Consider the following 12269-nt stretch of genomic DNA (forward strand, 5'->3'; position numbering starts at 1 on the left):
CCGCGACTGAATACATACGTACGTACATATGCAAACGCAAGGAACGAAAAATGCCGAGCCCTGATAAAAAAGAAGTCGCCAAGCAACTGGCGCTGAAGCGATGGTTCCTCTTTCTCGCCCTCTGGTCGCTCTTCGGCCTTGTCACCGGACGGCTTTTTCAACCGCTCACATGGTCGGTCCTACTGGTTATCACGACCGTCCTGGCCTGGTTCTCCGACGAACTGCTGTGGCGCGCACGCCATCCCGACCGGCCGTGTATCGACTACTACCGACGGAGGTTCTGGTGGGCCCACGTCTTCGATCACGAGATTCGATTCTGGTGGACCAAAAGCGATCAACGGGAGGAACAGCGATGAACCGCATGAAGACTATGCGCGCGCTCCTGTTGCTTATCGCCGGTTGCTGGATGTCCATGCCGGTTTTCGCCGACGGTACGACGCTCGGTGAGATCACGCAGGCAGCGCAACGCTCGGGCGACAAGTCGCGCCAGGCGCTCGTCACCATCTACGGAAACGTCGTCAACAATCCACTTGCGACCGGGGGCGCCGGCGGCAGCGACACGATACTGGCCGGAATCTTCCAAGTGGCAAACGGCGCGCTGCTGGTCATCGGCGCGCTTTTCGCGTGCTACGTGATGTTCCGGAAGGTGTCGCAAACAGCGCACGACGGCACGGTCTACGATCGTGAGAAGCACACGCTATGGGGGCCGATCCGACTCGTTTGGGGTCTGGCCGCCCTCGTGCCGACGGCAAACGGCTGGTCGCTCGCGCAGTTGTTGATGCTGTGGTCCGCGGCGGTGATGGGCGTCGGTGTCGCGAACATGGGCGTCGACGCCGCCGTCACGGCGTTTAATGACGGGAAGGGAATGGTATTGCAGCCCGTCATGCCCAGCACCAATGCGCTGGCTCACAAGATCTTTGAGATCGAGTTGTGCCGCCACGGAATTAACGCAAGCTTGACTATGGGGTCTAGCGAGGGGGCGCTTCTTCCCGAAAACAGCTATGTGCAAACGCAAGCGACGGATACCGGGTTCCTACTCGCCAACAAGAGCTTCGTGTGCGGTGGCGCCAATGTCGACCCTAACCTCGAATCACAGCCCAGCTCGACGAGCTGGTTCTCGAGCACAATCGATGTCGCCGAGGTCCGCAGAGCCCACCTCCAAGCCCTTTCCAGCATGGAAAAATCGCTGAGCGAATCCGCGCTAGAGTTCGTCAACGCGATAACGACCCGCAGCACGAGTGGCAACAGCACACTGCCTGACACTGAAGTGGCAATTCAGGCAGCGGCACAGCAGTACGAAAACACCGTCAATTCGATGGCCGCCACGAAACAGGGCAACATTGGGGAACTGGCTAGCCAGCTCAGCTCATCTATCAAGGAAGGGGGATGGTGGACGCTCGGTCAGTGGTATCAGACCTTCGCCGCGGCCAACACGAAGCTGTCCGATGCTGTAGCCGGCAAGGCGACGACATTCGGCGCGTCGATCAGCGGCGATCCCGGCATGATGACCGTCTACACGACGGCCTTGAACGCGTACCAAGCACAACAGGGCCGCGCAACGACGACACACGCGACCCCGCTCGGTACACAGCGACAAGACGATGGCAGCAACATCCTCGCGAAGCTGTTCAGCTCGCCTGGTCAGACGTTGACGGAGGCAATCACCAACATCAACGATGGTGGCGAGTCGCGTGGCCAAATCAACCCGCTCATCAAGATGAAAAATCTGGGGGATCACCTTACTGGCGTCGCCGAAATCGGTCTCGCCGGATACCTGACCGCCAAGGGGCTTGAAAAGACCAGCGAAAGCTTCAGCATCGCAGGTTTGGCATCGCGAGTGGCCGACGCCAGCGGTGCGATCAGCTTCATCAAAGGCGCACTGGATGGTGCTGGGCCGATCATCATGATGATCATCATTGCCGCGTTGCTGCTCGGGCTCGGTCTGTCGACCTATCTGCCGATGGTGCCGTTCGTTATCTGGTTCGGCGCAGCCGTGAACTGGCTCGTCGTTGTCGGAGAAGGCGTGATCGCGGCCCCGCTATGGGCAATCACGCATCTAGGCGGGGAAGGCGACGGCCTCGGCCACAAGACCGCTCACGGCTACATCTTCCTCTTGGAGATGATGGTTCGCCCTATCCTCATGGTGATCGGCTTCTTCCTCGGAGGCGCAGGGATCATCGCCGGCGGAACGTTGCTGAACGAAGGATTCGGCATCGCTCTCGCCAACGCGCAGTTCGACTCGTTGACCGGCATCGGTTCGATTCTGGCGTATTGCACGATTTACTTTTCGATGTGTCTCAACCTCGTGCATAGTTGCTTCAACTTGATCTTCCTGGTCCCCGACAAGGTGATCAACTGGGTAGGCGGCGTCGCGCCGGCTATGATCGGTGGCGATCATAGCGAGAGGACCAAAACCGCGCTCAATACCATGCTGGCAAAATTCGATATTCGTCCGTCTGGTAGCGGTGGCAAGCGCCCGCTGGGCGGGACGAGTCCTTCATCCAAGACTGATGGCATCAGAGAATAGGAGAACGCAATGCGATTGCTGAGACTTGCATCCGAGCTGCTCTATATCGCGACATCCGTACTGGCCGCGCTCCCCGTATTCGTGTATTCGGTATGGGGTGGAAGATTCCTGCACTCAGGCGTGGCCGTTGTGACAATGGTTGCATCTGTCGTCTGGGTCGCGGGCGGTCTCCTGCTGCTATCGAAATGGCGCCGATCGCGCGACAGCAACATGCGCAAGCTCATCGCTTCGATCGCGCCGAGCTTCCGGCCACAAGTCGAGCTTGCCGACTACCTCAACACGCGATATGTCGGCCTTGATACCGTGACAGGCAGAGCGGTTGTCATTGATCGTGAGAAGAACGTCGCAAAATACGAGCCGCTCACCTACATTCAAAGCGCCGAAGTTAGCGACGCCGGCGACGCGATCCATTCTGCATTCACGTTCAGCTTCAGGGACTTTGCCAATCCTTCGATGCAGATCCGCGTCAACCGACTTCACGCCGAAGATACTAGCGCTCGTATTCAGTATGCCTTGGGGCGCGCGGCGTAGCGGATGGATACTGACCGACCGGGCCTAACGGCCCGGTCTTGCTATACAACGATCGTACAACGCGCACGATCTCATGCTCGGCAAAGTTCCGCCCAGCCCTGCTCGAGTAGCCCGCACAAAGGAGTACATCGGCCCCGGCCAGTCGATGTCGCTTAGCGCCGAAGGTCAGGCGGGCCGTGCTAGCAACCCAGCCCGCCCATTACCCAGGCTACCAGTGAACGTCTCTATGCGAGCCAACCCGGCGATGGCGGACGGCGGATCCGAATTCTCGATGACGATTACCTGCACATGCTTCGAGAGACTCGCGAGGTACTTGTAAAAGTGTTCAGCGAGCGAAGTAGCTTTGAGCGCGGCCTCGTCCGGCGACAAGTCGCCATACTTGGACTTCAGTGGCTCCCGATAGGTGAGCAGCGGGGTGTCAAGCACCAGAAAGCCTGGATGCGGCAAGTTGTTGTCGATGCAGTGAACAATCACTGCGACGTTGAAGGCAGCGTGGAGCACCGCCCGAACCCCCTTGCCATTGGCCGCCCGAGACTTGCCACCGACCGTGATGTCGTTGGCTTTCCCGTCGAATTGGACTTTGTCAGCGTCGGGAAACTTCCAAGCCTTCAACACCGCCTTCACCGTCTCGCCGAAGTCAAACAAGGTTGTTGAGTCAGGGCCGACAACTGGCTTTTCGCCTTCACGCTTAGTGGGCATCGCGCCGATCTCCGCCCGTCGCGCGACCAGGTTCGCGCGCCGCTGATAAAGGTCGAGCACCTTGAGGATCGCAATGCGCTTTGTATTGTACGTCTCGTAGCTTTCCCGAAGCGACGCTTCTTGAGGACGCAGTCCCTCTATGGAACTGTCGAATTTTTCAGTATCGGCCGTGAGCTTAACGATGGTCCTGCGTAGGCCTGTGGCCTCCGCCTCAAGTGAGGCGACCACGTGTGCCAGCTCTCGCTGCTCACGTTCGATCTTGCGGGCTTCGGCGGCAGCAGCGGTATGCGCCAGCGAGATCTCGTCCGCTGCGTGGTTGTGTGTCTGGGCATCAGGCGGAGCACCACAGACCAGGCAATCACGCCCGGCCATGGCCATCAACACGTACCCGCTTTCCTCAATGGATTGCAGACGCTGCAGATCAGAGTTGTAGACCGCCTGCAGCTTGGCGAAGCGCTCCAGCGTCAGCTCCAGCTCGCCAATGCGTTCTTGCAGTTCGCCGCAACGCTCAAATGTGGCACGGCGCTCAAGCACGAGGCTGTCCAGTTCGCCTTGAGCAGTCTGCAACCGTGTGAGCAGGCCGTCGGCACTAAGTTCGAGCCGCTCAAGCTGCTCGTCGGTCTCCTTTTCGTCCGGGGGCTCCTCACCCAGTTCAGCATCAATCTGAGCGAGCAGCTCGTCGACCAGCTCGATCTTCGCGGCCTTGGCGGCCTTGCGCTCCGTTTCCTTCGGAACCGTCACAGCGGCCGCATCATCTTTACCCGTGAGGAGGAGCTTGAAGAGGTTCTGCTCGAAGGGACGCTCTGACGGATTTCCCGAAAGATAGACCGGACTGACCTCGGACATGATGTCGTCCTCGGCCACCACGGCGTACTTCGATAGCAGGCGGATGGACAGTGAGTCCTTTTTGCCGTTGCCGTCACGCACAACCCACTTGTTGGCCAAACCGATTGCGTCAAGTAGCCGATGCGAGACGGTATCGGTGCGCTTGTGGTCGTGCTTCTCACGCAGCAATTCGCCACTGCCCTCGGGCGTGCCTTTGTGCAGGCCAGCATAGAGCTTGAGGTGTCCACCGCGCGTCGCCCGATAGAGCGTGAAGTCGCCCTGACCGGCTAAGGTTATGCCGAGCCAAGCACCATCATAGGCTGCGATCTCTTCAGTCTCAGGCAGGCTCGTCGACGCGCCGAGCATGAAAAGGATGGTTTTCGACGCAAAAGACTTTCCGGTATTAGATGCGCCGAAGACGATGTTCAAACCTTCGTCGAACTCAAGCTCGGCGATCTCAACGTTCGGGCCAGTGAAGACCAGATGACGCAGACGGATGCCGTTCATTTCAATAACCTCGGAGGCAACGCGTCGATATGAAATTCGGCGGTCCAGCGCCCAATGCGCGATTCGATCAGCGCTCTCATCTCTGCGGTCTCCATGTCCGCGAAGCGATTCGCCATCCACTTGGCGCGGTCTTTGAGCGCAAGCGAGTATGGCGTCTGCAGCAGGTCCAGGTAGCTGGGCGCGTCTTCGCTGGCGCCGAACGTGATGCCATCCCTTGTCTCAAACATTTCGACGAGATGCACCTGCTGCATTAGGCGCAGGCTTTTCTCGACCAACTGGCGGCGCACAAGTAACTCGCCGGCGCGGTTCGGGAGATCCGGATGCAAGCTGTCTGGTACGTCCTGTCCGTCGAGGTCGCCGGTATGCACGACCAGATGGTCAAGCCAAGTCATCTCCAATAGGTCGCAGCGCCGCGGGTAGAAAGCCTCGAGCACCACTAGAGCCCGTATCCCGGTCTCAAGCGTGCTATTGAACGGGGGCGCGCTCACTTTATCGTGATCTAACGATCCCATGGCATCAGCCCGTCATTCGCAAACTGGTGGCAGGTGCCTTGCTTGACTTGCGGGCCCGCATGCTTACCCAGCACGCCGGACGGCTGCAAGATGGCTGCCTGTTGCATCACTTGACTGAGCCGAGCGTAGCGACCCGGATGCGCGCCGGAATGGACATCGAGCACCCCGTGGTAAATCTCATCCTTAAAGTTCTTCAAGTACCCATCAGGTGTGGAATCGCGGTAGAACCGATCAAACGCGACTGAATCGAAGAAGCGCGTGCGCTGGGCGCGCAGATGCGGTCCGAACTCTGGACAAGCAAGCGCCGCCGCCGCCTCGGGGTAGACCCCGCCCCCCTTTTCCTCGTAGACCTTTAGAAGCTGGCCGATGTAGGCCGACTCACTGGCCTGAATCTCGTCCGGCACCACCCCCCTCGGCCCAGGCCCCGGGTCAGCGCCAAACCACGCCACCAAAGCGGGCTTGCACGAGGGATCGTTGACGAGGCGATTCGCGTCGAACCAGTCCACCTTCGTAAAGTCGAACGATCGGATCTTGGTCTCAATCTCGGGGGTCAATTTCACGACCTGGTTCTCTACGAGCTCGCCGGCGATAGCGGCGTCCCATCGGTCCAGGAAGGCCTGCCTGAATTGCTCGGGATGTGCGACAAAATGCCGGACATTCCGTACGACGCCGAGTGGCGCGACGTAGATGTAGGCGCGCGGAAGTGAAAACCAGCCGTCGGCCGAATGTTTGAAGATCTTGCCGAGTTCAATGAATGCTGACGCCTCAGACAGCTTCGAGCTAAGCTGCTTACACTGGAAGTTGTCCCATGCACCTTCCATGCGGCGGTCGGTGACGTAGCCTGTTGCATCGCGGCCCATGTCACCCGTGCCCCGCCACAGCTCGTGGCTGTGGTAGTCCTTGCAACGCTGGGCGAGCCAGTCGTTGACGAATTCCTCAAGCTCTGATGGCGAAAGCGCGCAGATCTGGGCAGCGTGATTGATCCGCAAAGATTGGTCCCCCGATGTACCGATATATGTGGTTTTGAGTCGGTGCTGGTCGCCAATGATACTGTTTGCTGTGAGGTCGGTACAGATGGACCTTCGCGTGCAACACAGACAGCAATGGTGCTAGAAGGCTCCATCCATGCGCCAAACCTGCATCGCGGCCGTTAAGTCCACACTCCCAGGCTCAGCGCTTGAAGGGCATTTATTGACGCCAGCCGGAGCCCCTAAATCGATCGCAAGTACGTAACCATCCGCGTGTTGTTACCGATCGATGTCGGCGGAAACCCTCCATGCTTCTTCAGCTCGTCGACATGCTCGCGTGAAAACCCCATGTCGACCAAGGCCGCGCCGTCGCCTTTCGCCAGCGCTTTGTTGGCCGCACGCATGAGGGCGTTCGCCCACTGAAGGCGCGCGATTTCATCCCGGATTGCATCCGGGCTAAGATTTTGAGTTGCCATGCCATCACCTCGTACATAGGTGGTGTTTGTGGAAGTCCCGTCCGCGTGCGCCAACACACGGGCGGGGCGCCTAATCCGGTCAGGTCGACGGCTGGGCGTCCTGGTCCGGGCCCTTCTGCCCGCCGAGCTCGCCGAGAATATCGGGCTGCAGCTCGAGCTGGCCAGCGTAGACCAGTGGCGTGCCGCAGCGGGTGTAATCGTCACTCATTGCCGTTCTTGATCCGTGCCAGCAAATCGGCTCGCTGCTTCGCAAAGGAAGCTCGTGCGTCTTCGTCAGATACCGATTCACGGGGCTCATCAAGACTCTCCTGGACCTCATCTCGAAACCACTGGTCATAGGCTGCTGCGTCTGCAAGCAACTGCAGCGTAGGCTCGTGCCGCACCGTGACCCACTCCAGGATCAGGCAGTAAGCCTGCACGGGCGATAGCCCTTGCTCGGCCAGAATCGTCGCCGCATCGTCGTGGAGCACGTCGATCCGTGCCTTCGCCTCGTCATCGGTCATGATCAATACCCCGCTTCCTTCTGATGCCGGACAGCCAAGATCGTGACGGCGTCGCCATCGAAGCGATACCGGGCCACGTAACCACTGTCCCCGAAATCGATGGGCCACTCCCGATACTGCTCGGGTAGATCTTCTACGAGACGTCCCATTCGAGGGTGAGTCCCGAGGGCCTGTACGCCTTGTCTAATCGCTTCACCAGCCCTCCTCGCAGCGTCAGGATTCTTCGGTCGCAGGAAGTCGCGTAGTCGCTGTAGATCTCGGATAGCCGCCGGTGCAAAGATTACTTGTGGCATTCAGGCGAGGGCAGTTCGTTTTCAGTTCCCCAGCTCGTGAGCCACTTATCTACTTCCTCAGCAGTCGCGTGCAGGCCAGTCACCTGAAATTCATCCCACGCCTTGAGCGTGTCCCGGTTTAACGCCTCGCGCTTTTCCTCGCGCTCGACATACTGCTCAATGGCTTCACGCATGATCCAATGCGCGGTACGTCGGCGAGCCTCGGCCAAGTGCTGGACCCGCCCTTTCAGTTCATCATCAAGCTTGATGGATGTTGCCGTAACCATGGCCCGGCCTCCGTAGCAAAAGGTAATACCTGCGACTACTATAGACCTAAGCGCCACCCGAGTCCATATGACCCCAATATCCAAGATAACCCATTGCTCCGCTCAAGGCCTTCTGGGATGGCGTGGCGTTTGCCGGGGCAGTTGCTTCGCTGCAGCCGCTGTCTTGGCACACCGCAACGCTTCCTGCTCGGCGTCTCGGAGCCGAACCTCAATTCGATGTTTGACCATAATGTCGATCGCGCGCCGCCTGAATTCTTCGCTACCCGTGAGCTCGAATACTCCCCCATACTTCTCCGCGGCCAATTGCAGCGCAGTCTTGATTGACAGGTCGTCGCGATCGCCTTTGGCGAGCACATCGATGCGCCGGCCGAGATCAATGAAAGCGTCGCGACGATCGTCTAATCGATAGATCACCGCTCCGTCCCGGCGGACGCGAAAATACAGCCCATCAGCGACGTTCCGTGCAACCGGGTCGACATCGTCAACGTGGATGACGCCGTCGGCATCATCATTGGTTAGCGCCCGCACTAGCTCTCGCGCACGTCGCTTCTCACTGTAGACAAAGCCGCGTAGCTGGCCGATCGCCGCACCGTCGCCGGCGGCCGCCTGGCGCTCAACCCATTCGCGATATGACAACCTGCGGTTCACTGGGTCCGCGCACAGCGCCTGACGCTCTCTGCGGATCTCACGTCGCAGCCGATCGCGGTCCCGCACCGTCTCGAATGCGACGACGCTGTACAGCACGTTACGGGCTGCAGCGTCCGTGACGGTCGTTCGGATCTCGAACCGCTTCTGACGGGCGGCTTCGCGGATATCCGAGAATCGCTGCCGCACACCAGCCGGGTCGAGTCGGCGATATACGAACGCGCGCTTGTACTCGCCGTACCGGGCACGCAGCTCACATCGAGCTTGCGCGCGCTCCTGGCGCCGCTCCTCCCGCATTTTCGAATCGCGCTTCGGCGGCCGATCCTTGTCGTACGTCAGAACAGCGCTGGTCGTCGATGCCGACAGCTCGAACGGCCCGAGTCGTTTGGTCAGCCGTGCCTTACCCAGCGCCTCGTGCATGTCGCTGGCCTTGATCGGCGTCGTAGTCGCAGCACCCGGATTGAGGTCGTAGATAGCGAAGCCCTGCCCTTTCTCGCGTAGTTCGAGACCATACTTGGCGAGCAGATTGTGCAGTTGACGCCACGTCAACTCGTCATTTTTCAGCGCAGCCAAGAGCGCTTTACGCGGCTCACCGCGTGCGTAAGTAAATAGACTTTCCTGATTAGCGTGCCGCTCCATATCGGCTGCCGGCGTCGGTTGCTTGCCTTTCGTGGCCGGGTCCTTGCTCGCCCAATCGATGACGACGTGGCCATTGCGCTCAAAGACTGCGTAAGGGCCATTGTCGTGTTGCCAGCCATATCGGAGTTCCAGCTCGCGCATCGCGCGATCCAGCTTGAAATAGTCGCGCTCGGGATAGACGGCGGCGAACGTGTCCGGATTGACGCGATTGACGGCGATGTGCAGGTGCGTGTTGTCGGTATCGCGATGCACGGCAAAAACGTACTGATGATCTGCCATGCCGACAGCGCCAAGCGCGTGCGCACCGCACTCGAACGCTTGTGCATCGGTCGGTGATTCATTCGTCGGCCAAGACAGAACGACGTGGTACACGGCGTCCTTAACCCGGGCGTTCTGGGTCGCCACTGCCTTCATCTCAGCAGCAGCGGACGACAATGACAAGCAATTGTGTTCGCACGCAACGCCCGTCGGCGTTACGAGACGTTCGGCCTGGCCGAGGAGTCGCCCAGACCAAAGCTCCGCAAGGGCTTCCGCTTCGGCCTGGCTAGGTGCAGGCTGAATCGGCTTCTTTTCGAGCCGGAGACGTACTCGCCGCGCTAGCGCCCTCTGTTGAAAATCGCTGTCGATTTGCGGTGACTGTCGAAGGTAGTTCGCGGCCAATCGGAGATGCTCTCTAGCACGCGCAAGAATCTTGAGCTGCTTTTCTCGATCGTGCGGATCGCTCGGATCAACCTCGTCGCTCAAATGCGCCTTCTCTTCATCGCGATTGGTGATGTACTCCACCAAGTCTGTAAAACTCGATTTCAAATCCTCTCGCCGAGGCGGGATTTTGGCCAGCATTTTCAGTCACCGATCCGTGCGATTGCCTCGCGAATCTCGACGAGGATGGCAGCGTATTCTTTCGACAGCACTCCACCGCCTTCATTGAACAGGTGCTTCTGCAGGCCGCCGAGCCTGCGAAGCTCATTGAGAATGTGCGCCTCGATCTTTGTGCGCGTGCGACGCCCAAGCGCTGCCGCGAGCACGAATTGCCCGACGCTCATACCGCAATCTCGCGCCCTCTCTCGAACCACGGCTTCCTCTTTCTCATAGCACCGTATCGGTGGAAGCATGCCGGTTCTCTGTCGTTGTTCGCTCGTACTCATTGTTACGCCCATCTCTCTTGAAATCGGGGTCTCGGGGCGAAGCCCTGAGCAGGGACGGTAGGCCGCGCATAGGGAGTGAAACGACTGGTGCGCTGCCGGTTGTAATAGCGCCAATTTGGCGGTATTACAAACCCTACCCTGTCACCGAAGTTACGCTGTCGTTTGCGGAAGTTTGAAGGTAGCTTGAACGGACGGTTTTTCCCAAGCAGAAAAGACGGTATCGAGGAAGGTTCTCGAATTACTCTTAACAACACTTTTTAGACATGATTCGGCGAACGAAAAGGTGTTGCGATAATCAGACACACGGACAGACTAAAGTCTTGCCGGGATACCTCCACGAAGGACGATTGAAACGAAGCAGCGATGGCGTTCGCGCCACGCTCTCAAAGGCGATTGCTACGGAGGTTGGAGCCAACCTCTGCCAGCGTATCAAGCGACGAGAAACGAGTGGACGACATGCGAACTTGGACTGACGATCAACTGGCGAACTACGAGACGGTACTGGAGACCGTTGGTAACGTGATCGCGATTGCCTCGCGCGACATTGCTGCCGAGCGGCAAAAATCACAGCCCGACGCAGATCGGATAAGCAAATTATTGATACTGCAACGACGGCTGAATCAAGAGCGCCACAGCTTGCGAATCGGCGATGATGCGGCAGTTCGGAAAGCGATTGAAATCTACGGCAAGATCGTTCGTGCCGGGAGACTTTGAGAACGTGTCCTCGCTGCCGACCTGACGCACATCTTTAGTCGCGAACCATCCGGGCTCGCGCAACCACGGATGGGAAGTGCATGAAGTTCTATCATTTCACAGCAGTCTCCATGGCAGAGTCGATCATCTCCAAGGGCCTTTCGGAAGGCCATATCAAGCATGGAGATGGGAGTATCCGGAAACCAGTGGTCTGGTTGACGACCGACCCGCAAGCCGATGGCCACGGGTTACTGACCGGTCAGGAGAAGCTGACCGCCAGTCGGCTCGCATACGTAACCCGCGTCGAAGGTGCCGCGCCCAAGAATAGCGTTGTCTTCAACAAGACGCGGATTCGCATCACGGTGGATCTGCCGGCCGACGATAGCTTGATCATGCCGTTTGTGGACTATTATGCGCAGCGTGGCGAAAAGCCTGACGAAGCGATACTCATGGGGCTCTCCGCCTACGTCGAGAATCCCTGGCGCTTACCCCGGGCAACGCAACGACATCTGATGAAAACCACGGCCACGAAGGCAAGCTCGTGGTGGCTGTCATTTGGACCGATCTCCGCCAGTGCGATTACGCGAGTGGAATATAACGGTCCTACTGGATTCGTTGACTACGAATTCGAGACTCACGGGAGGCGGCCATTCCAAGACGCGGGATTTGTGGCTCCCTGCGATGCGACCTTGCAATCTCTGCGCCCCTTGATGCACTGCCAACATCCTTTCGAAATCCCGAAGGCCTTTACGTTCTGCGCGGACCCGAAGCAAGCCGCGTGCGTGATCATTCGAGGTGGCGGGCGAGACTATGTTTTTGATTTGGCAAACGGCGCTCCGTTGTATGGCACGAGCCACCCAAACGGTCCGGCCCTATCTATCTGGGTACGGCAGCACTCGTCCGAACTGTTGGATTGCTGGGCCGAGGCCGTTGACATCTACAAGACGTATTACCCCAGTGCGGGAATGCCCCACTCCCAACGGCAACTCAACCCCTAGGTTGAAACGGTTGCCCTTCCGTCGGGGGGCATGGAACGTTTT

General features: G+C 58.9%; 15 protein-coding genes. 5 read left to right on the forward strand and 10 right to left on the reverse strand.

Annotated elements, in window-relative coordinates; all coding sequences use genetic code 11:
• Positions 1–50: 50 nt before the first annotated feature.
• The 3 genes from GH656_RS12750 to GH656_RS12760 are packed head-to-tail and all read left to right on the forward strand — an operon-like array spanning position 51 to position 3058.
• Entirely contained in the window at positions 51–356 is a 306-nt protein-coding gene (locus GH656_RS12750) for a hypothetical protein (RefSeq protein WP_153076283.1), read from the forward strand.
• Complete coding sequence (locus tag GH656_RS12755; protein WP_246184260.1) at positions 353–2527, forward strand: DotA/TraY family protein; 2175 nt, start codon at positions 353–355, stop codon at positions 2525–2527. Before GH656_RS12750 ends, GH656_RS12755 begins: the two co-directional genes overlap by 4 nt.
• 9 nt (positions 2528–2536) lie before the next feature.
• Positions 2537–3058: a hypothetical protein gene (locus tag GH656_RS12760; protein WP_153076284.1), complete on the forward strand. Its 522-nt coding sequence runs from the start codon at positions 2537–2539 to the stop codon at positions 3056–3058.
• A 165-nt stretch (positions 3059–3223) separates the two neighbouring features.
• Here GH656_RS12760 and GH656_RS12765 read toward each other — a convergent pair whose 3' ends face one another.
• The 10 genes from GH656_RS12765 to mobA form a co-directional block, all read right to left on the reverse strand.
• On the reverse strand, positions 3224–5089 hold the full coding sequence (locus GH656_RS12765; protein ID WP_153076285.1) for a hypothetical protein: 1866 nt from the start codon (positions 5087–5089) through the stop codon (positions 3224–3226).
• The gene (locus tag GH656_RS12770; protein ID WP_153076286.1) at positions 5086–5601 is read right to left on the reverse strand and encodes an ABC-three component system middle component 2; all 516 of its coding nucleotides are present in this window, start codon (positions 5599–5601) and stop codon (positions 5086–5088) included. Before GH656_RS12770 ends, GH656_RS12765 begins: the two co-directional genes overlap by 4 nt.
• On the reverse strand, positions 5589–6590 hold the full coding sequence (locus tag GH656_RS12775) for an ABC-three component system protein (RefSeq protein WP_153076287.1): 1002 nt from the start codon (positions 6588–6590) through the stop codon (positions 5589–5591). The genes GH656_RS12770 and GH656_RS12775 overlap by 13 nt, the downstream gene beginning before the upstream one ends.
• A 221-nt stretch (positions 6591–6811) precedes the next feature.
• A complete protein-coding gene (locus tag GH656_RS12780; RefSeq protein ID WP_153076288.1) occupies positions 6812–7045 on the reverse strand; it encodes a hypothetical protein in 234 nt (77 codons plus the stop codon).
• A 79-nt stretch (positions 7046–7124) separates the two neighbouring features.
• Entirely contained in the window at positions 7125–7253 is a 129-nt protein-coding gene (locus GH656_RS18165; RefSeq protein WP_281349653.1) for a hypothetical protein, read from the reverse strand.
• Positions 7246–7548: a hypothetical protein gene (locus GH656_RS12785; protein ID WP_246184261.1), complete on the reverse strand. Its 303-nt coding sequence runs from the start codon at positions 7546–7548 to the stop codon at positions 7246–7248. The genes GH656_RS18165 and GH656_RS12785 overlap by 8 nt, the downstream gene beginning before the upstream one ends.
• Positions 7549–7550: 2 nt before the next feature.
• On the reverse strand, positions 7551–7841 hold the full coding sequence (locus GH656_RS12790; protein WP_089341914.1) for a type II toxin-antitoxin system RelE/ParE family toxin: 291 nt from the start codon (positions 7839–7841) through the stop codon (positions 7551–7553).
• Positions 7829–8107: a CopG family ribbon-helix-helix protein gene (locus GH656_RS12795; protein WP_089341915.1), complete on the reverse strand. Its 279-nt coding sequence runs from the start codon at positions 8105–8107 to the stop codon at positions 7829–7831. The genes GH656_RS12790 and GH656_RS12795 overlap by 13 nt, the downstream gene beginning before the upstream one ends.
• A gap of 102 nt (positions 8108–8209) precedes the next feature.
• A complete protein-coding gene (gene traI / locus GH656_RS12800; RefSeq protein ID WP_246184262.1) occupies positions 8210–10231 on the reverse strand; it encodes a TraI/MobA(P) family conjugative relaxase in 2022 nt (673 codons plus the stop codon).
• A 2-nt stretch (positions 10232–10233) separates the two neighbouring features.
• Positions 10234–10548, reverse strand: a complete 315-nt coding sequence (mobA, locus tag GH656_RS12805) for a plasmid mobilization protein MobA (protein WP_343039011.1) — start codon at positions 10546–10548, stop codon at positions 10234–10236.
• A 444-nt stretch (positions 10549–10992) separates the two neighbouring features.
• Between mobA and GH656_RS12810 the strand changes: the two genes are divergently transcribed.
• Both GH656_RS12810 and GH656_RS12815 read left to right on the forward strand, forming a co-directional pair.
• The gene (locus tag GH656_RS12810; protein ID WP_153076291.1) at positions 10993–11250 is read left to right on the forward strand and encodes a hypothetical protein; all 258 of its coding nucleotides are present in this window, start codon (positions 10993–10995) and stop codon (positions 11248–11250) included.
• An 80-nt stretch (positions 11251–11330) separates the two neighbouring features.
• Complete coding sequence (locus GH656_RS12815; protein ID WP_153076292.1) at positions 11331–12227, forward strand: hypothetical protein; 897 nt, start codon at positions 11331–11333, stop codon at positions 12225–12227.
• The last annotated feature ends 42 nt before the right edge of the window (positions 12228–12269 follow it).

The organism is Paraburkholderia bonniea, from assembly GCF_009455625.1.
Lineage (GTDB): Bacteria > Pseudomonadota > Gammaproteobacteria > Burkholderiales > Burkholderiaceae > Paraburkholderia > Paraburkholderia bonniea.

Excerpts from the sequence above, each read along its gene's own strand:
- GH656_RS12750 (WP_153076283.1), top strand. The coding sequence starts at position 51 with ATGCCGAGCCCTGATAAAAAAGAAGTCGCCAAGCAACTGGCGCTGAAG.
- GH656_RS12755 (WP_246184260.1), top strand. The coding sequence starts at position 353 with ATGAACCGCATGAAGACTATGCGCGCGCTCCTGTTGCTTATCGCCGGT.
- GH656_RS12760 (WP_153076284.1), top strand. The coding sequence starts at position 2,537 with ATGCGATTGCTGAGACTTGCATCCGAGCTGCTCTATATCGCGACATCC.
- GH656_RS12765 (WP_153076285.1), bottom strand. The coding sequence starts at position 5,089 with ATGAACGGCATCCGTCTGCGTCATCTGGTCTTCACTGGCCCGAACGTT.
- GH656_RS12770 (WP_153076286.1), bottom strand. The coding sequence starts at position 5,601 with ATGGGATCGTTAGATCACGATAAAGTGAGCGCGCCCCCGTTCAATAGC.
- GH656_RS12780 (WP_153076288.1), bottom strand. The coding sequence starts at position 7,045 with ATGGCAACTCAAAATCTTAGCCCGGATGCAATCCGGGATGAAATCGCG.
- GH656_RS18165 (WP_281349653.1), bottom strand. The coding sequence starts at position 7,253 with ATGAGTGACGATTACACCCGCTGCGGCACGCCACTGGTCTACGCTGGC.
- GH656_RS12785 (WP_246184261.1), bottom strand. The coding sequence starts at position 7,548 with ATGACCGATGACGAGGCGAAGGCACGGATCGACGTGCTCCACGACGAT.
- GH656_RS12790 (WP_089341914.1), bottom strand. The coding sequence starts at position 7,841 with ATGCCACAAGTAATCTTTGCACCGGCGGCTATCCGAGATCTACAGCGA.
- GH656_RS12795 (WP_089341915.1), bottom strand. The coding sequence starts at position 8,107 with ATGGTTACGGCAACATCCATCAAGCTTGATGATGAACTGAAAGGGCGG.
- traI (WP_246184262.1), bottom strand. The coding sequence starts at position 10,231 with ATGCTGGCCAAAATCCCGCCTCGGCGAGAGGATTTGAAATCGAGTTTT.
- mobA (WP_343039011.1), bottom strand. The coding sequence starts at position 10,548 with ATGGGCGTAACAATGAGTACGAGCGAACAACGACAGAGAACCGGCATG.
- GH656_RS12810 (WP_153076291.1), top strand. The coding sequence starts at position 10,993 with ATGCGAACTTGGACTGACGATCAACTGGCGAACTACGAGACGGTACTG.
- GH656_RS12815 (WP_153076292.1), top strand. The coding sequence starts at position 11,331 with ATGAAGTTCTATCATTTCACAGCAGTCTCCATGGCAGAGTCGATCATC.